Origin of the sequence: Novosphingobium mathurense, assembly GCF_900168325.1 — a bacterium.
Lineage (GTDB): Bacteria > Pseudomonadota > Alphaproteobacteria > Sphingomonadales > Sphingomonadaceae > Novosphingobium > Novosphingobium mathurense.
Map to the genome: position 1 here is coordinate 323,820 of NZ_FVZE01000002.1, position 21,947 is coordinate 345,766.

The following is a 21,947-nucleotide window of genomic DNA, read 5'->3' on the forward strand; positions in this document are numbered from 1 at the left end:
TCAAGCTGCCATGATGAAGGGTTCGAGACCGGCGAGGCGCGTCACCGGTTCCAGCGAGGGAACCTTGCGCGGGGCCACGCCCGTCACCTGCCGGGCGATTGCCGCGATATGGTCCGGGGTGGAGCCGCAGCAGCCGCCCAGCACGTTGACCTGGCCCGCGACGGCCCACTCGCCGACAAAGCCCGCAGTCGTGTCGGGCATTTCGTCGTAGGCGCCCAGTTCGTTGGGCAGGCCCGCGTTGGGATAGATCATGATCAGCGTATCGGCGATTTCAGACAGCGTCTTGACGTGCGGGCGCAGCTGGGTGGCGCCGAACGAGCAGTTGAGCCCGATCGTGATCGGCCTGGCATGGCGTACCGCGTGCCAGAAGGCCTCTACCGTGTGGCCGGAAAGGTTGCGGCCTGAAAGGTCGGTCAGCGTCATCGACAGCATGATCGGCACTTCGCGGCCCAGTTCTGCCTCGAGCTGCTTGACCGCCATGATGCCGGCCTTGGCATTGAGCGTATCGAATACCGTCTCGATGAGGATGAAGTCCGCACCGCCCTCGACGAGCGCGGCGGCCTGTTCCTTGTAGACGTCGACCAGCGTGTCCCAGTCGATCTCGCGGTATCCCGGGTCGTTGACGTCGGGGCTGAGCGACAGGGTCTTGTTGGTCGGGCCGATGGCGCCGGCCACGAAACGAGGGCGTCCGTCCTTGGCCTGGAACTCGTCGGCGACCTTGCGGGCGAGACGGGCCGATTCGACGTTGATCTCGCGCACGAGGTGCTCGGCGCCGTAGTCGGCTTGGCTGATGCGGTTGGCCGAGAAGGTGTTGGTCTCGGCAATGTCAGCGCCGGCCTCGAAGTAGGCGCGGTGGATCGCCTCGGGCACCTCGGGCTTGCTCAGCGCAAGGATGTCGTTGTTGCCCTTCTGCTCATGGCTCAGGCCCAGGTTACCGGCGTAGTCCGCTTCGGCGAGCTTCCAGTTCTGGATTTCGGTGCCGAAGGCGCCATCGGTAATGAGGATGCGCTTGGCAGCCTCGGCGAGGAAGGTTTCGCGAGCCGACATCAGCCGATCTCCTTGGGGCGCAGGCCGAGAAGCTGACAGATCGCGTAAGCCTGCTCGGCGCGGTTGAGAGTATAGAAGTGAAAGTCGCGCACGCCACCGTCATAAAGGCGCTTGCACAAGTCGGCAGCGGCGACCGCGGCGACGAGGGCGCGTGGGCCGGGGCGATCGTCGAGTCCCTCGAACATGGCTTCGAGCCAGGCGGGGATCTCGGTGTTGCCCGACATGCGGCGGATCGCCGAGAAACTGGTCACCGGCATGATGCCGGGCAGGATCGGCGCGGTGATCCCGGCCGCCAGCGCCTTGTCGAGGAAGCGGAAATAGGCATCGGTCGAGAAGAAGAACTGCGTGATCGCGCGCGAGGCACCTGCGTCCAGCTTGCGCTTGAGATTGTCGAGGTCCGCCTCGGCGCTCGTCGCGTCGGGGTGGATTTCCGGATAGGCGGCGACCGAGATGTCGAAGCCGTGTCGCGCCTTGATCCCGGCCACCAGATCGGCGGCGCTGGCGTAGCCTTCCGGGTGAGGCACGAACCTGCCTCCGTCGGCTGGCGGCGGATCGCCGCGCAGGGCGACGATATGGCGCACACCCGCTTCCCAGTAGCGGTCGACGATCTCGTCGATCTGGGCCTTGCTTGCCGCAACGCAGGTGAGGTGGGCGGCGGGTACGAGGTCGGTCTCGCGGATGATTCGCGAAACCGTGGCATGGGTGCGTTCACGGGTGGAACCGCCCGCGCCGTATGTGACCGAGACGAAGCTCGGACTGAGAGGGGCAAGCTGGGTGATCGCTTCCCAAAGCTGCGTCTCCATCTTCTCCGTCTTGGGCGGAAAGAATTCGAAGGAGACGGAGATGTCGCCCGGCTGCACCCCGAACAGGGGGGCATCAGCCGGTCGGATTGCGGCGGTCATGGGCGCGCGGCCTTTCCTTGAGCATTGTCCTGGTTTTCGGGCGCCGTGCCTGAGTTGCGGCGTCCGGTCCAGATTTTCACGGTGAGAGGATCCCCCGGCAGAGCCGCGGGCGATTCGGGCGCGAAGCCCGCATCGGTGAGAAGGCCGAGCATCTGCTCGTCCGAGAAGCCGAGTCGGGCGTGGGCGTGGCGCTCACGCAACTCCTCGCGCTCATGCGCGGCGAGATCGACGACGGCGATGCGCCCGCCCGCGCGGGTAACCCGCGCGGCTTCGGCCAGCACGGCCCCCGGTTCCTGCGCATAGTGCAGCACCTGGTGGAACAGCACGGTATCGAATGCTGCGTCGGCGAAAGGCAGGGCGGTAAAGTCCCCCTGCACCAGATCGAGCTTGTCCGATGGCAAAGATTGCAAGCGGGCGCGCGCAATTCGCAACATCTCCGGACTCTTGTCGAGCGCGGTCACGTGGCTGGCACGGTCGGCGAGAAGCTCTGCCATGCGTCCTGTGCCGGTGCCGATGTCGAGCAGCTTGCCGGCCTTCTCGCCGTCGAGCTTGCCGAGCAGCGCCGCTTCCACCGGTTCGTCCGCACCGTGGAGCTGGCGCAGCGTATCCCATTCCTGCGCATGACGGGCGAAGTAGGCTTCCGCACTGGCTTCACGCGCGGCGCGAATCGCGGCGAGGCGGCGGCGATCCTCGGCGCAGCGCGCAGAAAAGGCCGCATCGTCGCGCTCGGCGATGGCAAGAAGACGGGCCGCGGCGGCACCGAGCGGCGGGGTGCAGTTTTCGCTCACGGCGCTGCGCAGGAAGACCCAGCTGCCTTCCTTGCGGCGTTCGGCAAGGCCGGCATCGCACAGGATTCGGATATGGCGAGAGACCCTCGGCTGGCTCTGTCCGAGCACCTGGGCAAGCTCGCCGACGGCAAGCTCCATATGCGCCAGAAGACGCATGATGCGCAGGCGCGTCGGCTCCGAAAGAGCCCGCAAGAGAGGGTCGATCCGCATGGAAAAGCATATAAAGATATCTTTATATGTACGCAACCCCTAGGATTTCAGCGGGTTTTGCCCCCTCTACTTCCTATTTGCGTTGCACCATAACCTCGTCTAAAGAATGGCGCTGCAGGCTTGCCTGCAAGCGTTGGCGCCTGCGCCAAACAATGCAAGGGGATTCGCATGAAGAAGATTGCTTACGCCGTGTTCGCGTCGGCTACCGCTCTGGCTCTCGCAGCTTGCGGTTCGGAAGCTCCGACCGACGAAGGTACCGAGTCGGTTGAAACCGTTCCCGGTGAAATGATGACCGGCGACGCGACGGACGCTCCCTCCGAGGAAGCTACCGAAGCGATGTAATCCGGCCGGGGGTTCGGCGCCAGCCATTCGGCTCGCCGACCCCCAGTTGCCTTCCGTCTGCATCCTGTGGGGTCAACGGAAGATCCCGTCTTCGGACGGGGAAAAGCCCTCCCATCCGGGAGGGTTTTTTATTTGCGTTTTACTTGCATGACATCTGAGGCGCGGGCATCACTTGACCTATGCCCGATACGCTGAAGATCACCCTCGCGCAGCTCAACCAGTCGGTGGGGGATATCCCGGGCAACGCCGAAGGCGTATTGGCGGCGCGCAAGCAGGCCGCCGGGTCGGACCTGATCGTCTTCCCCGAACTGCACCTCGTGGGCTATCCGCCAGAGGACCTCATTCTCAAGCCTTCGCTGATCGAACGGGCCGCGGCCGAACTCCAGACGCTTGCCAAGGCCAGCGCTTCGGCCGGTCCGGCAATGCTGGTCGGCACTGCCATCGTCCTCGATGGTGCGCTGCACAATGCGGTTGCTCTGCTCGACCAGGGCAAGGTCGCGGCCGTTCGCCTCAAGCACGAGCTGCCCAACTACGGCACTTTCGACGAGATGCGGCTGTTCCAGCCCGGACCGCTTCCCGAACCGATCATCCTGCGCGGCACGATGATCGGCGTGCCGATCTGCGAGGATATCTGGCGTCCCGAAGTCTGCCGCCACCTGGCCGATTTCGGCGCCGAGATCTTCATCTGCATCAACGGCAGCCCTTACGAGATCAACAAGGACGCGCTGCGCATCGAGGGCGTGGCCAAGCGCCGCGCGGTCGATACCGGCCTGCCGCTCGCCTATCTCAACCGCGTCGGCGGGCAGGACGAACTGGCCTTCGACGGGGCGAGCTTCGTGGTCAACGGCGATGGCGGCCTTGCCGTCCAGTTGCGCGACTGGGAGGAGCAGGTCGTCCAGACCAACTGGACCAAGACGGCGCAGGGCTGGCGTTGCGATCGCGGGCAGTTGGAAACCCTCGCCGAGCATCCGGAGGACATCTATTGTGCCATGGTCCTGGCGCTGCGCGACTATGTGAACCGCAACGGTTTCCCCGGCGTCGTTCTCGGCCTGTCAGGCGGGATCGATTCGGCGGCCTGCGCTGCGATCGCCGTCGATGCCCTGGGGGCGGAACGGGTCTGGGGGGTGATGATGCCTTCGCGCTTCACCAGCCAGGCAAGCCTCGACGATGCCGCGGCCTGCGCCAAGGCGCTGGGCATCCGGTACACGGTCATGCCGATCGGCTCGGCCGTGGACGGTTTCGATTCGATGCTGGGCGAGGTATTTGACGGGACGAATCGCGGATTGGCGGAAGAGAACCTGCAGTCGCGGGTGCGCGGCACCGCGCTCATGGCCCTGTCCAACAAGTTCGGGCCGATGTTGATGACCACCGGCAACAAGAGCGAGATGAGCGTCGGCTATGCGACGATCTACGGCGACATGGCGGGGGGCTACAACCCGCTGAAGGACGCCTACAAGACGACCGTCTTCGCGATCTCGCGCTGGCGCAACCGGCACGTGCCGCGCATTGGCCTCGGACCGGAAGGCACTGTCATTCCCGAGCGCATCCTCACCAAGGCACCGACCGCCGAGCTGCGGGACAACCAGCGCGATTCGGACAGCCTTCCGCCTTACGATGTGCTCGATCCGATCCTCCTCGGCCTCGTTGAACACGACAAGAGCGTGGAGCAGGTGGTTGCCGAGGGCTTCGACCGTGCAACCGTCGAACATGTCGAGCGGCTGCTGCACCTGGCCGAGTACAAGCGCCGCCAGGCTCCTCCGGGGGTAAAGCTCACGGCGCGCAATTTCGGCCGTGACCGGCGCTATCCGATCACCCATGCCTTCCGCAGCGGCGGAGAGGTCAGCGATGCGCCGCTGGGCACCTCGCGCAGTTCGTCGACCTGACGGGGCCACCGGTGCTTCAGCTTTGCGGCCTTTGGTCCTAGACTGACCGTTCCATCCACCGCGAGGAGCAGGGCGGGAGCGGCCATGGACAAGATGACGGCCATGCAGATCGACGGCCCGGGCAAGGCGCCGCACCGGATCGAGCGTTCGGTTCCCCAGCCCGGCCCCGGCGAAGTGCTGGTGAAGATCGCCGCCTGCGGCGTGTGCCGCACCGACCTGCACGTTCTCGATGGCGAAGTGGCGGCGCACTATCCGGTGATTCCCGGACACGAGATCGTCGGGCGAATCGTGGCGTTGGGAGAGGGCGTGTCGGGCTTCTCCGTCGGGGAGCGGGTCGGCATTCCCTGGTTGGGCCACAGCTGCGGGACATGCCGCTATTGCCGCGAGGGGCAGGAGAACCTGTGCGACCGCCCTCAATTCACCGGAGCCACACGCGATGGCGGCTATGCCACGCACGTCACCGCCGATGCCCATTTTTGCTTCGCGCTGCCCGAGCGGTTTTCCGATGTCGAGGCTGCCCCGCTTCTGTGCGCGGGGCTGATCGGCTGGCGGGCCTTGCGCCTTGCCGGCGATGCCCCGGTGTTGGGGCTCTACGGCTTCGGTGCGGCGGCGCACATCCTCGCGCAGATTGCGGTCTGGCAGGGGAGGCGCGTTCATGCCTTCACCCGCGACGGCGACCGGGAAGGTCAGGCCTTTGCCCTCTCGCTGGGTTGCACTTGGGCCGGAGGCTCCAGCGATCCGCCGCCCGAAGAACTCGATGCAGCGCTGATTTTTGCGCCGGTGGGCGGACTGGTGCCGCTCGCACTCAGGGCCGTGCGCAAGGGCGGGCGGGTCGTTTGCGCGGGCATCCACATGAGCGACATCCCCTCATTCCCTTACGCAGACCTGTGGGGCGAGCGGCACGTCCTCTCCGTAGCCAACCTGACCCGGGAGGACGGCACGAGTTTCTTCGAAGTCGCGCAGCGCGCCGATCTTCGGATCGCCACCCAGACATTCCCGCTCGATCAGGCCGCAGCGGCGCTGGAGGCGCTGCGGGCGGGCGAAGTCCAGGGCGCGGCGGTTCTCCTGCCGACTGGCGGGTGATCCAAGGCCGGGGCGAACTGTCCCTTTGACGCCGCGCACTGCGCGCCGTAATCGCAGCGGCCATGACCGTAACAACGCGCTTCGCTCCTTCGCCCACAGGGCACCTGCATGTCGGCAATATCCGCACGGCGCTGCACAACTGGTTGCTCGCCAAGCAGGCGGAGGGGCGGTTCGTGCTGCGTATCGACGATACCGACGCCGCACGCAGCCGCGAGGAATACGTCGAGGCGATTCGCGCGGACCTTGCCTGGCTGGGCATTCATCCCGAAGGCGAGGAGCGCCAGTCCGCCCGCTTCGAACTGTATGAGCGTGAGTTCGAACGGCTCAAGGCCGCGGGCCGCGTCTATCCCTGCTGGGAAAGTCCGCAGGAGCTTGAACTCAAGCGCAAGGTCCTGCTCGGCCGGGGACTGCCGCCGATCTATGACCGGGCAGCGCTGAACCTTGGCGAAGAAGAGAAGGCGGCGAAGATCGCTGCGGGCGAGATGCCGCACTGGCGCTTCCTGCTGGACCGCGAGCATGCGATCGAGTGGGTGGACGGCATCCGCGGCCCGCAGAACTTCGATCCGGCGCAGATGTCGGACCCGGTAATCCGCCGTGCCGATGGTTCCTGGCTCTACATGCTGCCCTCGGCCATCGATGATGTCGACATGGGCGTGACCGATATCCTGCGCGGGGAAGACCATGTGTCGAACACTGCCGCGCAAGTGCAGATGTTCGAGGCGCTGGGCGCCGCGCCGCCGCGTTTCGCGCACGAGGCACTGCTGGTCGGAACCGAGGGCAAGCTGTCCAAGCGCCTCGGCTCGCTGGGCGTTTCGCATTTCCGCGAGGCGGGCATCGAGCCGCAGGCCGTCGTCGCGCTGCTGGGACGTCTCGGCACTTCGGACCCGGTCGATCCCGCACTGGACGGCGCCGCCCTGGCTGAGGGTTTCGACCTGTCCCGTTTCGGGCGTGCGCCGGCGCGTTTCGACGAGTTGGAACTGGAGCGCGTCAACGCCGCCATAGTTCATGTCCTGCCTTTTGCCGATGTTGCCGACCGTCTGCCGGCTGGCATGGACGCCGCGGCCTGGGAAGCGGTGCGGCCCAATCTCTCGCATGTCCGCGAGGCGGCGGACTGGTGGCAGGTGGTGACCGGGCCGATCGATGCGCCTGCTCTCGATGACGAGGCGCGAGCCTACCTGGCGCAGGCAGCGCAAGTGCTGGCGGCGACGGAGTGGCAGGCCGATGTCTGGAAGGCGCTGACCGGCGCGCTCAAGGATGCGACCGGGCGCAAGGGCAAGGCACTGTTCCTGCCGCTGCGACAGGCGCTGACCGGGCGCGAGCATGGCCCGGACATGGCTGCCCTGCTGCCCCTGATCGGGCGCGCTGCGGCGCTGGAACGTCTGGAGGTTGCCTCGCAGGGCTGAGCGCCCCGCGAGGAAATAGGGTGGAAAGGGGGCGTCAGCCCCTCATTCCATGCACCAGCCGTGGCTGGCGATCAGCGACTGGCCGGTGAGCGCGTTGGTTTCGAAGGCCGCGAAGAATAGCGCGACTTCGGCGATGTCCTCGACCGTGGTGAACTCGGTATCGACGGTTTGGCCGAGCATGACCTTGCTGACGACTTCCTCTTCGGAAATGCCCAGTTCCTTGGCCTGTTCGGGGATCTGCTTGTCGACCAGCGGGGTCTTCACGAAGCCCGGGCAGATCACGTTGGTGCGCACGCCCTTCTTGCCACCTTCCTTCGCGATCACCCGCGAAAGGCCGAGCAGGCCATGCTTGGCGGTGACGTAGGCGGACTTGAGCGGGCTCGCTTCCTTGGAGTGGACCGAGCCCATGAAGATGATCGAGCCGGACTTCTGCCTGTACATGTGCGGGATCACCGCCTTGGACGTCAGGAACGCGCCGTCGAGGTGAATGGCGAGCATCTTCTTCCAGTCGGCGAAGGCGAATTCCTCGATCGGATTGACGATCTGGATGCCGGCATTGGAAACGAGGACATCGACCGTGCCCCAGGTATCGACGACCTTGGCGACGCCGTCGTTCACCTGTTCCTCGCTGGTCACGTCCATGGCCACCGCCATGGCCTGGGTGCCGAACTTTTCGCGGATGTCGGAGGCTGCCTTCTCGGCCGCATCGATGTTGAGGTCGGCAATGGCCACCCTGCCGCCTTCGGAGGCGTAGCGGTGCGCGATGGCATTGCCGATCCCGCTTGCCGCGCCGGTGACGATGCAGACCTTGTCCTTCAGCTTCATGTACCTGCTCCTGCTCTCGTTCGGGTGCTCAGCGGCAATCGCTGGCAAGGTCGAACGTTATGATTTCGTCGGGCCGCAGGCGGCGGCCCGTCCAGTTGGGATGCTTGAGCGAGTGGATCGCTTCGGCCTTGCCCGCTGCCCAGTGCTCGTTAACCGTCATGCGCGAGAACTCGTAGTCCTTCGAATTGGATTCGTAGGATTTTCCGCGATTGATCAGGTGCATCACTGCGACCGGCCCGGCCGGTCGGCATGCCAGCAGCGCGGCAAGGTCGGGGTCGTCCCGAAATTCTTCAGGCAGCCGATCTGCCAGCCGATGCGCCGCCGCACGCAAGGCATGGAGGCGGCGTGACATGTCGGTGTTGAGGCGGGTGCGGCTGGAGTAGCGGATGTCCTTCTCGCGCTGGGCGACGTCGGCCATCGTGCGCGGCTCTTCCCCGCGCGAGCTGAACAGGTCCACCTGGAACACGGTCATCTCGCACTGGCTGCGGTTGTCGAGGACGTATTGCAGCGGCGTGTTGGAAACGAGGCCGCCGTCCCAGTACCATTCGCCGTCGATCTGCACCGGGGGGAAGCCGGGTGGCAGCGCGCCGCTGGCCATGATGTGCTCTGGCCCGATCCTGCGTTCGCGGTTGTCGAAATAGGCGAAGTTGCCGTTGAGCATGTTCACCGCACCGACGCTGAAACGGGTTTCACAGCGATTGATGCGGTCGAAATCGACCAGCTCGAGCAAGGTCGCGCGCAACGGCGCGGTGTCGTAGTAGCTCAGCGATCCCAGTTCGACCGGCCATTCCGGGTTGAGCGGCGGGAGCAGGCGCGGATTGTAGAAGCCGGGAATGCCGATGGTCGCGGCAACGAAGGCCGAAGCCTCGTTGAAGGCGCGGCGGGCGAAACCGATGCGCTCGTCCAGATGGAATTGCAGTTCCGAGGATACCAGGTCCCAGAAGCGCCGCAGCTGCGGAAGGCGGTCTTCGGGAGCATTGCCGGCTATGATCGCGGCATTGATCGCGCCGATCGAGATTCCCGCGATCCAGTCCGGCGTGGCGCCATGATCGGCAAGCGCTTCGAAAACGCCGGCCTGGTAGGCCCCGAGCGCGCCGCCGCCCTGCAGGACGAGTACGGTTTGCATGTCGGCATCGGGCGCGTGGATATGGGCATTCATGGCAGGGTCCTGCTCATGGGAATGTTGCACTGCAGCAGGTGGGGGTGCATTCAGCGCCTTGCAACCCCTCTCCCCAAAGAATCGGCGAGGCCGGTATCATGGCACCGGTTTGGGCGCATTCGTCTTGCCGCCGTCATGTTCGAACGAGATAAGCCGCTTCCATGAATCGCTTTCTGTCCCTTGTCCTGCTCGGACTGCTGTCGGCCTGCGCCATCCCCCGGGCGATTGAGCAGACCGCCGCGCCCGTTGAAGTCGGGATCATCGCCATCAACGATTTTCACGGCGCGCTCGAGCCGCCCAAAGCCTCGATCGGGGCGTCGGACGGGAACGGTGGCATGGTCGCGGTGCCCGCTGGCGGGGCGGCGTGGCTCGCCTCGGCTGTCGATTCGCTCAAGGCCGAGCATCCCAACAACGTGGTGGTGGCCGCCGGCGACCTGACCAGCGCTTCGCAGCTTGCCTCCTCGCTGCATCTCGATGAGCCTGCGGTGGGTGTGATGAACCGCATCGGGCTTGAGTTCAACGCGGTCGGCAACCACGAATTCGATCGGGGCTGGAAGGAACTGCAGCGATTGCAGGACGGCGGCTGCGAGAAATACACACGACTCCAGCCCTGCCAGCTCGAACAGTTCAAGGGCGCTGGCTACCGGTACCTCGCGGCCAGCACCTACAAGCCCGACGGTTCGACGCTGTTCCCCGCGACCGGGATGAAGACATTCGGTTCGGGCGCCGGCAAGGTGACGGTCGGATTCATCGGCCTCTCGCTGCGCGAAGTGCCCACGCTGGTCGCGCCCGAGCAGATCAGGGGCCTGACTTTCGGGGACGAGGCCGAGGCGATCAACCGCGAGGTGCCCCGCCTGAAAGCGGCGGGCGCCGATGCCATTGTCGTGCTGATCCATCAGGGCGGCAAGACAACCGGCGAATCCGATCCCAACGGCTGCGAGGGGCTGAACGGCGGGATACTGCCGATCCTTACCAGGATCGATCCCCGCGTCGACGTGGTCGTCTCGGGTCACACCCACTGGGCCTACGTCTGCAATTATGGTGAGATCGATCCGTCGCGGCCGATCCTGCTGACGAGCGCGAATGTCTACGGCAAGGCGGTGACCGACATCACGCTCACCATCGACCCGGCAAGCCATCGCGTTCTCGCCAAGCAGGCGCACAACGTCATCGTCCAGTCCCAAGCCTATTCCAGCGGCCGCGGCGCGGTCGCCAATACGGCGCTCTATCCCGCGTTCCAGCCGCGCGCCGACGTCAGCGCCTATGTCGCGCGCTACGTGCACAATGCACAGGCGCAAGTCTCGCGGCCGGTGGGGCACTTGTCGGGACCGGCTTCGAAGTCGGCGAACGAGGGCATGACCGGCGGTTCGCTGGGCAGCCTGATCGCCGATGCGCAACTGGCCGCCAGCCGCGAGGCCGGGGCGCAGATCGCCTTTACCAACCCCTTCGGCATCCGCGCGCCGATCGATCCGGGGCCGGACGGCGAAGTGACCTTCGGGCAGGTCTATGCGGTCCAGCCGTTCAACAATACCCTGGTGACGATGACGCTGACCGGCGCACAAGTGCGCGAAGTCATCGAGGACGGGCTGAGCCGGGCGAAAGTCCAGCAGGTGCTTGCACCGTCTGCCAATGTGCGCTTTGCCTACGATTTGCGGCGTCCTGCCGGTGAGCGCCTGCTGTCGCTGACGGTCGACGGCAAGCCCGTCGATCCGCAGGCCGACTATCGCGTGACCGTGAACAACTTCCTGGCCGAAGGCGGCGACGGCTTCGCGACATTCACCAAGGGCAGGGATGTCCGCAAGGGCATGGTCGATAGCGATGCCTTCCAGCAGTGGATCGGTGCGGTTCCGGTGCGGCAGGTGCCGCACGAGCCGCGGGCTATCGAACACAGGAACTGACCGGTTTGGGAGACGGCGCGGTCAGAACCCCGCGCCGAGCGGCCATTCCGGCGCGCCGATGCCCATGACCTTGAACAGCGTGCCCATCTGATCTTCTGCAACCAGCCGGTGCATCGCCGACTGGATCGCCTCGGCGTGCTGCGGGGCAACTTTTGCAAGGCTCTGCGCGCGCGCCTCGATCCCCAGCGCGCGCAGCCAGTGGCCTTGCGTGACGGTTCCGAGGTGACGCACGCCGCGCGACCGCACGACATTGGCCATGGCCGCAAAGTCCACATGCGCGGTAAGGTCGGCCTCGCCGGGCATGGTGAAGGGATCGACCATCTTGTGTTCGCGCAGGGCCTGCAGGGTCGAGCCTGTGCGCGGCTCGTCGTAGCCGTAGTCGATCAGCAGGGCCGCGCCGCCTTGTGCCAGCAGCCTGCCGGAAACCTCGTAGACGATCGAGGATGCGCCCGGGCAAGTCTCGATCAGGGTGCCGTCCTCGGCCTCGCGCCGCGCTTCTGGGATCGCGGCGTCCATCGGCTTGTCGCCGGCGACCGGGATGAAATGTTCGTCGGCATCCAGGCCGACCATGCGCTCGCGCCAGCCCTGCGCGGTCTTGACCAGCTGGCGGATCGGCAGCGCATCGAGGAATTCGTTGCCCACGATCAGCAGAGGGCCGCGCGTGGGAAGGGTGGACATGTCGTGATGCCACTGCGCCTGAGACACCGCGGCAAGCTGGATGTCCTTGAGCGCGGCCGAACTCTCGACGAAGTGGACCTTGGGCTCGAGGCCGTACTTCTTCATGGCCCTGAGCGCATCGCGTGCCAGCGTGCCGCGCCCGGGGCCGAGCTCGACGTAATGGACCTGTTCGCTGCGCCCGGCGCGGATCCACATGTCGGCCAGCCACAGTCCGATCAGTTCGCCGAACATCTGGCTGATTTCCGGGGCAGTAATGAAGTCGCCCGCGCTGCCCAGCGGATCCTTGCCCGAGTAGTAACGCGCATTCGATTCGCCCATGTAGTGCATGAGCGTGATCGGGCCGTAATTGGCGATCAGCCGCCGGAAGATCGCATCCAGCGGGTCGCGGCTGTCCTCGATGCCGGTCATCAGGCGGTAGCGGGCCTGCCGCTGGCGAGGGCCGGTTTGGCGATGGCGCGGGCGATCATGAACAGGCCCAGCAGGATCAGCGGGATCGTCAGCCACTGGCCCATCGACAGCCCGGTTTCGCGCGCGAAGTTCTCGAGCTGCGCGTCGGGTTCGCGGAAGAACTCGACGAAGAAACGGGCGGAGCCGATGCCGACGGTAAAGACGCCGACCAGCAGTCCGGGACGGAAGCGCGCGTGCGTCTTCCAGAACAGCGCCAGCATGATGACGATCATCAGCAGGCCTTCCAGCCCGGCTTCGTAAAGCTGGCTGGGGTGGCGCGGAAGCTGGTCCGGCGCGTCGGGGAAGATCATCGCCCAGGGCAGGTTCGGATTGGTGACGACGCGGCCCCAGAGCTCGCCGTTCACGAAATTGGCGAGACGCCCGAACATCATGCCGAAGGGCACGCAGACCGAAATGTAGTCTGCCACGCGCACGAAGTTCAGCCCGCCGCGCCAGGAAACCCAGGCCATTGCCAGCAGCACGCCGATCAGGCCGCCGTGGAAGCTCATCCCGCCGTGCCACAGCGAAAGCAGCTCGGTCGGGTGGGCCCAGAGACTGGGTATGCCGGTGTTGCCGCCGGTGTAGAAGGTCGCGTAGCCGAGCCGCCCGCCCAGGATGATGCCGAGCGTGCAGTAGAAGAACAGGTCATCGACATGGCGCTGCGCCAGCGGCGCGCCGGGCGACCTGATCATGCGCGAAAGGTGCCAGTAGCCCAGCACGATACCGGCCAGGTAGGCCAGAGAGTACCAGCGCAGTTCGAAGCTGCCGATCCGGAAAAGGTAGTTCTTCAGGCCCAGGTCGACCCAGTGAATCGGTTCGTGTGCCTGTGCGGCAGCAGCGGCAAGGGTAAGCAGGGACAAGCGTTCGACCTCGTATTTTTGCGTTACCGTGTCCGCCGGTGCCGGCGGCTGCTCGGCGGCCTTCTGGCATAGTGGGAGGGGCGAAGATAGCCGGGTTTTGCCGGTTCATCGCGAAAATGGCGATCGGGCGGCGCGTTCGCCATGTTCACCGAGAGCGGGTTCCCCTTGGGGCCTGTGCCGTCTAGAAGTCTCGGAATATGAGCGTCATCCGCATTCCTTCCCCGCGTTCCGTCATCGATCGCCGAGCCCTGGTCCTGGCCATCGACAAGCTGGTCGACGAGTCCGGCCACACCAAGGCCCGCCGCGCCATCGTGGAGGTGTTGCGCGCTGCGCTGGATGCGGGGCGCGAGGAAATCGCCGAGCGGCTGACCAGCAAGCCGTCAGCCGGGCACGACGTTGCCGAGGCGCAGGCGTTCCTGGTCGACCAGCTCATGCGGGTGATTCACGATCACGTCGTCAACAACGTCTATCCGGTCAGCAACCGCTCACGCGGGGAGCGCCTGACGATCATGGCCGTGGGCGGCTATGGCCGGGGCGAAATGGCGCCGCATTCGGACGTCGACATCGCTTTCCTCACCCCGATCAAGCAGACGCCCTGGTGCGAACAGGTGATCGAGGCGATGCTCTATTTCCTCTGGGACCTGGGCCTCAAGATCGGGCATTCGAGCCGTTCGCTCGACGAGATGGTGAAGATGAGCCGCTCGGACCTGACGATCCGCACCGCGATGCTGGAAGGGCGCTACGTCTGGGGCGACCAGGACCTTTTCGAGGAAGCGCGCGAGAGATTCTGGAGCGACGTGGTTTCCGGCACCGAGCGCCAGTTTGTGGTCGAGAAGCTGGCCGAGCGCGAGGAACGCCACAAGCGCATGGGCGACAGCCGCTACGTCGTCGAGCCCAACGTCAAGGAAGGCAAGGGTTCGCTGCGCGACCTGCACACGCTTTACTGGATCGGCAAGTACATCCACAAGGTGCGCGACCCTTCCGAACTGGTCCACGTTGGCCTGTTGACGCCCAAGGAATACAAGGCGTTTCGCCGGGCCGAAAACTTCTTCTGGGCGGTGCGTTGCCATCTCCACACGATCACCCGGCGGGCCGAGGATCGCCTGACCTTCGACCTGCAGCGCGAAGTTGCGGCGCGGATGAACTATGCCGATCGCCCCGGCAAGAGCGCGGTCGAGCGCTTCATGCACTTCTTCTTCCTGCAGGCGAAAGTCGTCGGCAACCTGACCGGGGTATTCCTTGCCCAGCTCGACGAGCAGTTCGCGCGCAAGCAGCCGCGCGGGCTGCTTGCAGGGTTCCGGGCCAAGGAACGCACGCTCAAGGGCTACAAGGTCTTCGGCGGGCGCATCAAGGCACCAAGCGACGACTGGTTCGAACGCGATCCGGTCCGGATGCTGGAAATCTTCGTGCTGGCCGACAAGGAAGGGCTGGAGATCCATCCCGAAACCATGCGCCTGATTTCGCGCGATGCCGTGCTGATCAAGGGCGAGGTGCGCCGCGACAAGCGCGCCAACGAGCTGTTCATGGAACTGCTCACCAGCCGCAACAATCCCGAGATCACGCTGCGGGCCTTCAACGAGGCTGGTGTGTTCGGCCGCTTCGTCACCGAGTTCGGCCGCGTCAATGCGCAGATGCAGTTCGACATGTACCACCATTACACGGTGGACGAACACACCATCCGGGCGATCGGCCTGCTGTCTCGGATCGAGAAGGGCGAGCTGAAGAACGACCACCCGCTGGCGCATGACATCGTCCACAAGGTCCGCTCTCGCCGCGCCCTCTATGCCTCGGTTCTGCTGCACGACATCGCCAAGGGCAGGGGCGGGGACCATTCCGTGCTGGGAGCCGAGATCGCGCTCAAGCTGTGCCCGCGCTTCGGGCTCGACGAAGACGAGACCGAGCTTGTGAGCTGGCTGGTGCGCCAGCACCTGCTGCTTTCGGCCACGGCCTTCAAGCGCGACCTTTCGGATGCCAAGACGATCGCCGATTTCGTGCAGGTCGTGCAATCGCTCGACCGCCTGCGCCAGCTGACGATGCTGACGATTGTCGATATCCGCGCCGTCGGTCCGGGCACCTGGAACAGCTGGAAGCGCCAGCTCATCGGCGAGCTCTATTCCGCCACCGAAGAGCGCCTGCGCCTGGGCCACGCCGAATTCGGCCGCGAGAAGCGCATTGCCGCCAAGAAGGCCGCGGTCGAGGCGCTCGATCCCGCGAATGCCGCACTGATCGAGAAAGTCGGTGCAAAGTTCGTCGATTCCTACTGGATCGCAGAGAGCGAGGACGTCATCGCCAAGAACCTCGCCCAGCTCGAGGCGGCCGAGGCGCAGGGCCATGCGCTCTCGATCCATACCGAATACTATCAGGCCCATGGCGCCACGCTCGTTACCGTTATCGCTTCGGACCACCCCGGCCTGTTCTACCGCATCGCCGGGGGCATTCACCTGGCCGGCGGCAACATCATCGACGCGCGCATCCACACCACGCGCACCGGTCGTGCGGTCGATAACTTCCTTGTGCAGGATCCGCTGGGCCGGCCGTTCATGGAGGAAAGCCAGCTCGAAAGGCTGCGCACCTCTATCGAGAACGCGCTGGCGAACCGCATCAAGATCCTGCCGCAACTGGTTGCCAAGCCCGATGCCCGGCCGCGTGCCGATGCCTTCGAGGTGCGCCCGTGGGTGATCTTCGACAACAAGGCTTCGAACCGCTTTACCGTCGTCGAAGTTAACGCGCGCGACCGTCCGGCGCTGCTCAACCGGCTGGCCCACGCTCTCTTCGAATCCAAGCTCATGGTCTATTCTGCCCACGTCGCCACTTATGGCGAGCGCGCGGCGGACACATTCTATGTCACCGACCTGCTGGGCGAGAAGCTGACGTCGACCAGCCGCCTCAAGGCGCTGGAACGCCGCCTGCTCGACGCGGCGAGCGAGCGGACGGTAGAGGAAGTCGCAGCCTAGCGGCCCTGGAACCCGCCAAGGGCGCGCGCCTCTAACGCCGCTAGTGCGCCTGTCCTTCCAGCGCGTGCATCTGGGCGTCGGACAGGCCGAAGTGGTGGCCGACCTCGTGGATCACGACGTGGGTCACGAGCGCTTCGAGGCTGACCCCGGTTTCGCACCATTCGGCCAGCAGTGGCTGACGATAGAGGGTGATGCGCGAAGGCAGTTCGCCTGCGCTCCACACCGTTTCCTCGTCCATGGGGCGCCCCTGGTAGAGGCCGGTCAGCTCCCAGGCATCGTCCATGCCGAGCGCCGCCAGCGTTTCTTCGTCGGCGAATTCCTCCACCTGGACGGTGATGCCGTCCAGGTGCCTGGAAAACGGTTCGGGGATGCGCGCGAAGGCAGAGCGGGCCAAAGCATCGAAGTCCGCGGCCGAAGGCGCTGCGCCGATCGACCCGTTCATTGCCTTGCCCCGCCTAATGGGATGACAGTCATGCCGCCATATTAGCCCAGATACTGCGCGTCGTCACGAAGGCGCGTTCAATTACCCTGTATGATTCGCTCGATCGCATCGGCGGTGGCGGGGTGATAGGTCGGCTTGGCTTGGGCGAAGTCCTCTCGCGCGATCCTTGCGCCCCAGTCGCCCTGCTTCATCAGCCCGCGATAGAGCGGTGCGATCAACAGCCCGCGCCCGATCGAGGAGACGTAGCGGCGCAGCGTTGGCAGCGCCGGCTCATAGCGATTGGCGATGGCGAGTTCGAGCCAGGCGGATTGCACATAGGCATTGGTGGATGAAGACAGGCCCAGGGTCTCGTCCAGTTCCTTAAGGCGCGCGGGGGTCTGTTCGCGCGGAATGCCGTTGAGGAAACGCAGCCATTCCTGCGTACTCCAGCCCTGCGGCTGCACCGCGCTTGCCGGTCCGCCAGCCGTGTAGGCCGCGAGCTTTTCATCGATCTTCGCCAGCGTCGCGCTTTTGACGTGAACCGCATTGTCGGGAAGCCCAGCCGCATAGGCCCAGCGGTCGAGCTGCAGCTTGAGCTCGAGCGCGCAGTCGTCCTTGAGCAGGTGTTCGCGCAGGTCATTGAGGACCCCCGCCGTCGTTTGCGGCTGGAATGCGTGACGGTCGAAATAGGAGGTAAGGTAGGCGTCCCAACGCACACGGCCCACCGTATATTCGATCATGCGCAGGAAATTCGACCCCTTGAAGTAGTCGAGCTGGCCAGCCGTCGCGCCCGGATCGCCGTGCAGGCGGGTAGTCGCCGCGGTCTGGCCGCCAGCTGCCGCGATGTCGCGCAGCATGCCGTCCCAGTCTAGATCGGCGTACATCGCCGCGCGCTCCTTGCCGTAGAGCGATTCCATGATGCGGTTTTCGAAATAGGTCGTGAAGCCTTCGTTGAGCCACGAATCCGACCATGTCGCATTGGTTACGAGATTGCCGGACCACGAATGCGCCAGCTCATGCGCGACGACGTCGGTGTTCGACCGGTCTCCGGTGATGATGGTCGGCGTCAGGAACGTGAGCATCGGGTTTTCCATCCCGCCGAAGGGGAAGGCGGGCGGCAGCACCAGCATGTCGTAACGGCCCCAGCGATAGGGACCGTAAAGCGCGGAGGCCGCGTCGATCATCTTCTCGACGTCGCCGAATTCCTTCGCCGCCTTGTCGAGCATCGGCGCTTCGGCCCAGACGCCCGAACGCGGGCCGAGCGACTTGAACCGGATGTCGCCCACCGCGAAGGCGATGAGGTAGGGCGGAACCGGCTTGTCCATGCGGAAGCGGAAGCGGCGGCGTCCGTCCGGCAGAGCCTCGCCCTTGTCACCCGACAGCTTCTCCGCGCTCATGACCGCGACGAGATCGCCCGGTACGGTGAGTGACGCTTCCCAGGTCTGGCGGATGCCCGGGCTGTCCTGCGTCGGGATCCAGCTGCGGTTGTTGATCGGCTGGCCCTGGCTGAAAAGGTAAGGCTTCTTCTTGCCCGCGGTCATTTCCGGCGGAAGCCACTGCAGAGCGCTGGCACCCTGCCTGGTGCGGTAGGCAATGCGGATCTGTCTGGCCCCGGCAAGATCGACGGTCATGGCCGAGCCAAGCTCCGGATCGTCGGCGCCGATCTTCCAGGTCAGCGCCTTGCCCGAGGCGTCGGTGACCGAGGCGATGTCGAGGTCATCGACGTCGAGTACGATCTGCCCCGCACCCGGTGCGGCCAGTACGTCGAGCACGGCGGCGCCGCCCAGCGTTCTGGTGGCGAAGTCGACATCGAGATCGAGTGCAACGTGGGTGACGCGGGCCACTTCCGGCTGCGCGCGGGTCCAGACATCCCTTGCGTCGGGCGTCGTCAGAATGGGGGCGGGGCCGGTCGTCTCGGACGCAAGGACGGGGCTGAGCGGGGCGGCGCTGGCGAGGAGCGCTGCGGCAAGAAGAATACGCATCGGCGCAACTTATGGTCGCCTGCGTTCCGGCGCAACACCGGAACGGCATACCGCCCGATGGCGAACCGTTCCGGGTCGATTTCGATGCGTCGAAGGACGAGCCCGCCGCGCCCCTGCGCGGCTATCAGACGTCGAGGTTGGCGACGTTGAGCGCGTTTTCCTGGATGAATTCGCGGCGCGGTTCGACGATGTCGCCCATCAGGCGGGTGAAGATTTCGTCGGTCACGTCCGCGTCCTCGACCTTTACCTGAAGCAGCGCGCGGTTCTCGGGATCGAGCGTGGTTTCCCAAAGCTGCTCGGCGTTCATTTCGCCAAGACCCTTGTAGCGCTGGATCGACATACCCTTGCGGCCCGCAGTGAGTACCTTGTCCAGCAGTTCGCTCGGCCGGGTGATGGCGTCTTCGCCAACCACCGGACGCGCTGCGGTCGTTTCGCCTTCGTCCTCTGCCTCGGTCGTCTCTTCCGCCTCGGCGGTCTCGGTGACGGCCGTTGCGCGCACGAGGCGGGCGGCACTGGCATAGACCTCGACGTTCTCGGACGCGAGGCGGGCCAGCTTGCGGGCTTCGGCGCTGTTGAGGAAGGCTGCCTCGATCTTGTGGTGATCGGTGACACCGCGCCACAGACGCTCGACCTCGAGGTTACCCTCGGGGCTCATGCTTACGGTCCAGCGCGCTTCGCTGTCGCCGCGGTCCAGCCAGGCGGCCGCGCGGGTCATCGCCGCGTCGCGCGCATCGTTGGTCAGGTCAGGCGCAAGTACGCCGGCAAGCGCGAGAGCCTCGATGATGTTGGTGTCATAGCGGCGCGGCACGAAGGCCATCAGATTGCGCATGCGGATGGCATGTTCGACCAGCGATTCGAGGTCGGACCCGCTGCGTGCGCCGCCCGCGGTTTCCAGCACGCGGCCGTTGAGCCCGCCTTCGACGAGGTAGCGGTCGAGCGCGGCGTTGTCCTTGAGATAGACTTCGCTGCGGCCCTTGGCGACCTTGTAGAGCGGCGGCTGGGCGATGAAGAGGTGCCCGGCGCGGATGATCTCGGGCATCTGGCGATGGAAGAACGTCAGCAGCAGGGTGCGGATGTGCGCGCCGTCGACGTCGGCGTCGGTCATGATGACAATCTTGTGGTAGCGCAGCTTTTCCAGGTTGAAGTCGTCACGGATGCCGGTGCCCATGGCCTGGATCAGCGTGCCCACTTCCTTCGAGGAAATGATGCGGTCGAAGCGCGCACGCTCGACGTTGAGGATCTTGCCCTTGAGCGGGAGGATCGCCTGGGTCTTGCGGTCGCGGCCCTGCTTGGCCGAACCGCCTGCGGAGTCACCCTCGACCAGGAACAGTTCGCACTTGGAGGGATCGCGCTCCTGGCAGTCGGCCAGCTTGCCGGGCAGGCTGGCGATGTCCATTGCGCCCTTGCGGCGGGTCAGCTCGCGGGCGCGGCGCGCCGCTTCGCGGGCGGCAGCGGCGTCGATCACCTTCTGGACGATGGTCTTGGCCGTGGCGGGGTTTTCCTCCAGCCACTCGGTCATCTTCTCGCTCATCAGCGCTTCGAGCGGCTGACGCACTTCGGAGCTGACCAGCTTGTCCTTGGTCTGCGAGGAGAACTTGGGGTCGGGCAACTTCACCGAGACGATCGCGGTCAGGCCTTCGCGCATGTCGTCGCCCGAAAGCGAGACCTTCTCCTTCTTGAGGAGCCCGGAGCGCTCGGCATAGCCGTTGAGCGTGCGGGTCAGCGCGGCACGGAACGCGGCGAGGTGGGTGCCGCCGTCACGTTGCGGGATGTTGTTGGTGAAGCACAAGACGTTCTCGTAATAGGAATCGTTCCATTCGAGCGCGACCTCCATGCCGATCCCGTCCTTGTCCGCCGAAATGGCGATCGGGTCGGACATCAGCGCCTGCTTGTTGCGGTCGAGGAACTGCACGAATGCGCCGATCCCGCCTTCGTAGAACAGGTCGTGCTCGAGGATTTCCTCATGGCGGCGGTCGCGCAGCTTGATGCGTACGCCCGAATTGAGGAACGCGAGTTCGCGGTAACGGTGCTCCAGCTTCTCGAAGTCGAACTCGGTGACGTTCTTGAACGTGTCGGTCGAGGCGAGGAAGGTCACGCGCGTGCCCTTCTTGCCTTCAGGGGCTGGGCCGCGCACTTCCAGCGGGGAGACGGCGTCGCCATGGGCGAACTTCATCCAGTGCTCCTTGCCGTCGCGCCAGATGGTCAGTTCCAGCCACTCGGACAGGGCGTTGACCACGGAGACGCCGACGCCGTGCAGGCCGCCGGAAACCTTGTACGCATTGTCGTCCGAAGTGTTCTCGAACTTACCGCCGGCGTGGAGCTGGGTCATGATGACCTCGGCCGCCGAAACGCCTTCCTCGGCATGGATGTCGGTGGGGATGCCGCGGCCGTTGTCCTCTACCGAGACCGAGCCGTCCGGGTTCAGTTCGATGAGGACGAGATCGCAGTGCCCGGCCAGGGCTTCGTCGATCGCGTTGTCGGAAACCTCGAAAACCATGTGGTGGAGACCCGAACCGTCGTCGGTGTCGCCGATATACATGCCAGGGCGTTTGCGCACTGCGTCGAGGCCCTTGAGGACCTTGATCGAGTCTGCGCCGTAGGAGTTGGTGTTCTTGCCGTTTTCGGGTTCGCTAGCCATGCCGAGTCTATAGGCACTGGACCTGGCAAACCCAAGCAAAAGCGGCAGGGGTGGGGTGCTTTTCCACAAGAGTTGGCCGCCCTTCGGCGCGCCGATGCGGCGGGCGGGTGCGTCGGGGCGCGAGGCGGCGGCCTGCAGCGAATCGGTTCGGTCGTGGTCGTCAGTTGGGCCCGACGCTGCGGTGCCCTTGTGACGGCCGCGTTGCCGATAGTGCCGTGCGCGTTTCTTGCGCGTCCTGCAATTGACCGGATCGGCGCGTTTTCGGAGTGGTGCCAAGGGCGCCCGATCGCGGGTCGGGTCACGAAATTGTGCAGGTGCAAAGCAAAAGGGCGGCCCGTTTGGACCGCCCTTCGGTTGGGATTATTTTGCCCTCAGACGAGGGTCACGGCAAACGCCAGGGCACTGATTCCGAATGCCGCGGCAAGGC

General features: G+C 65.4%; 16 protein-coding genes. 6 read left to right on the top strand and 10 right to left on the bottom strand.

Annotated features, from left to right (window positions below):
- From B5483_RS08400 to B5483_RS08410, 3 genes are read right to left on the bottom strand one after another with little or no spacing between them, the layout of a single operon-like run.
- Complete coding sequence (locus B5483_RS08400) at positions 1 to 1,047, bottom strand: homocysteine S-methyltransferase family protein (protein ID WP_054946665.1); 1,047 nt, start codon at positions 1,045 to 1,047, stop codon at positions 1 to 3.
- Positions 1,047 to 1,949, bottom strand: coding sequence for a methylenetetrahydrofolate reductase [NAD(P)H] (metF, locus tag B5483_RS08405; RefSeq protein WP_054946666.1), 903 nt, complete (start codon positions 1,947 to 1,949; stop codon positions 1,047 to 1,049). The genes B5483_RS08400 and metF overlap by 1 nt, the downstream gene beginning before the upstream one ends.
- Entirely contained in the window at positions 1,946 to 2,947 is a 1,002-nt protein-coding gene (locus B5483_RS08410) for an ArsR/SmtB family transcription factor (protein ID WP_054946667.1), read from the bottom strand. Before B5483_RS08410 ends, metF begins: the two co-directional genes overlap by 4 nt.
- A 168-nt stretch (positions 2,948 to 3,115) precedes the next feature.
- Between B5483_RS08410 and B5483_RS23155 the strand changes: the two genes are divergently transcribed.
- The 4 genes from B5483_RS23155 to gltX all read left to right on the top strand — a co-directional run bounded on the left by B5483_RS23155 (position 3,116) and on the right by gltX (position 7,658).
- The gene (locus tag B5483_RS23155) at positions 3,116 to 3,289 is read left to right on the top strand and encodes a hypothetical protein (RefSeq protein WP_176167982.1); all 174 of its coding nucleotides are present in this window, start codon (positions 3,116 to 3,118) and stop codon (positions 3,287 to 3,289) included.
- Between the two features lie 179 nt (positions 3,290 to 3,468).
- The gene (locus B5483_RS08415; protein WP_079730057.1) at positions 3,469 to 5,172 is read left to right on the top strand and encodes an NAD+ synthase; all 1,704 of its coding nucleotides are present in this window, start codon (positions 3,469 to 3,471) and stop codon (positions 5,170 to 5,172) included.
- Positions 5,173 to 5,256: 84 nt separating this feature from the next.
- Positions 5,257 to 6,255: a zinc-dependent alcohol dehydrogenase family protein gene (locus B5483_RS08420; RefSeq protein WP_079730058.1), complete on the top strand. Its 999-nt coding sequence runs from the start codon at positions 5,257 to 5,259 to the stop codon at positions 6,253 to 6,255.
- A gap of 62 nt (positions 6,256 to 6,317) precedes the next feature.
- The gene (gene gltX, locus B5483_RS08425) at positions 6,318 to 7,658 is read left to right on the top strand and encodes a glutamate--tRNA ligase (RefSeq protein WP_079730059.1); all 1,341 of its coding nucleotides are present in this window, start codon (positions 6,318 to 6,320) and stop codon (positions 7,656 to 7,658) included.
- Between the two features lie 42 nt (positions 7,659 to 7,700).
- Here the strand turns inward: gltX and B5483_RS08430 are convergent, their stop codons facing one another.
- On the bottom strand, positions 7,701 to 8,483 hold the full coding sequence (locus tag B5483_RS08430; RefSeq protein ID WP_054946671.1) for a 3-hydroxybutyrate dehydrogenase: 783 nt from the start codon (positions 8,481 to 8,483) through the stop codon (positions 7,701 to 7,703).
- A 28-nt stretch (positions 8,484 to 8,511) separates the two neighbouring features.
- The gene (locus tag B5483_RS08435; RefSeq protein ID WP_079730060.1) at positions 8,512 to 9,642 is read right to left on the bottom strand and encodes a DUF3734 domain-containing protein; all 1,131 of its coding nucleotides are present in this window, start codon (positions 9,640 to 9,642) and stop codon (positions 8,512 to 8,514) included.
- A 161-nt stretch (positions 9,643 to 9,803) separates the two neighbouring features.
- Here B5483_RS08435 and B5483_RS08440 point away from each other — a divergent pair, with 161 nt between their 5' ends.
- Complete coding sequence (locus tag B5483_RS08440; RefSeq protein WP_079730061.1) at positions 9,804 to 11,540, top strand: bifunctional metallophosphatase/5'-nucleotidase; 1,737 nt, start codon at positions 9,804 to 9,806, stop codon at positions 11,538 to 11,540.
- Between the two features lie 21 nt (positions 11,541 to 11,561).
- Here the strand turns inward: B5483_RS08440 and B5483_RS08445 are convergent, their stop codons facing one another.
- Both B5483_RS08445 and lgt read right to left on the bottom strand, forming a co-directional pair.
- Positions 11,562 to 12,626, bottom strand: coding sequence for a class I SAM-dependent methyltransferase (locus B5483_RS08445; RefSeq protein ID WP_079730062.1), 1,065 nt, complete (start codon positions 12,624 to 12,626; stop codon positions 11,562 to 11,564).
- The gene (lgt, locus tag B5483_RS08450; RefSeq protein ID WP_054948229.1) at positions 12,626 to 13,525 is read right to left on the bottom strand and encodes a prolipoprotein diacylglyceryl transferase; all 900 of its coding nucleotides are present in this window, start codon (positions 13,523 to 13,525) and stop codon (positions 12,626 to 12,628) included. Before lgt ends, B5483_RS08445 begins: the two co-directional genes overlap by 1 nt.
- Positions 13,526 to 13,722: 197 nt before the next feature.
- On the opposite strand from lgt, the gene B5483_RS08455 reads away from it, so the two are divergent.
- Positions 13,723 to 16,479: a [protein-PII] uridylyltransferase gene (locus tag B5483_RS08455; protein WP_054948230.1), complete on the top strand. Its 2,757-nt coding sequence runs from the start codon at positions 13,723 to 13,725 to the stop codon at positions 16,477 to 16,479.
- A gap of 40 nt (positions 16,480 to 16,519) precedes the next feature.
- Here the strand turns inward: B5483_RS08455 and B5483_RS08460 are convergent, their stop codons facing one another.
- The 3 genes from B5483_RS08460 to gyrB form a co-directional block, all read right to left on the bottom strand.
- A complete protein-coding gene (locus tag B5483_RS08460) occupies positions 16,520 to 16,921 on the bottom strand; it encodes a metallopeptidase family protein (protein WP_054948231.1) in 402 nt (133 codons plus the stop codon).
- Between the two features lie 77 nt (positions 16,922 to 16,998).
- A complete protein-coding gene (locus B5483_RS08465) occupies positions 16,999 to 18,882 on the bottom strand; it encodes a M1 family metallopeptidase (RefSeq protein WP_079730063.1) in 1,884 nt (627 codons plus the stop codon).
- Between the two features lie 124 nt (positions 18,883 to 19,006).
- Entirely contained in the window at positions 19,007 to 21,520 is a 2,514-nt protein-coding gene (gene gyrB, locus B5483_RS08470) for a DNA topoisomerase (ATP-hydrolyzing) subunit B (protein ID WP_054948233.1), read from the bottom strand.
- Between the last annotated feature and the right edge of the window lie 427 nt (positions 21,521 to 21,947).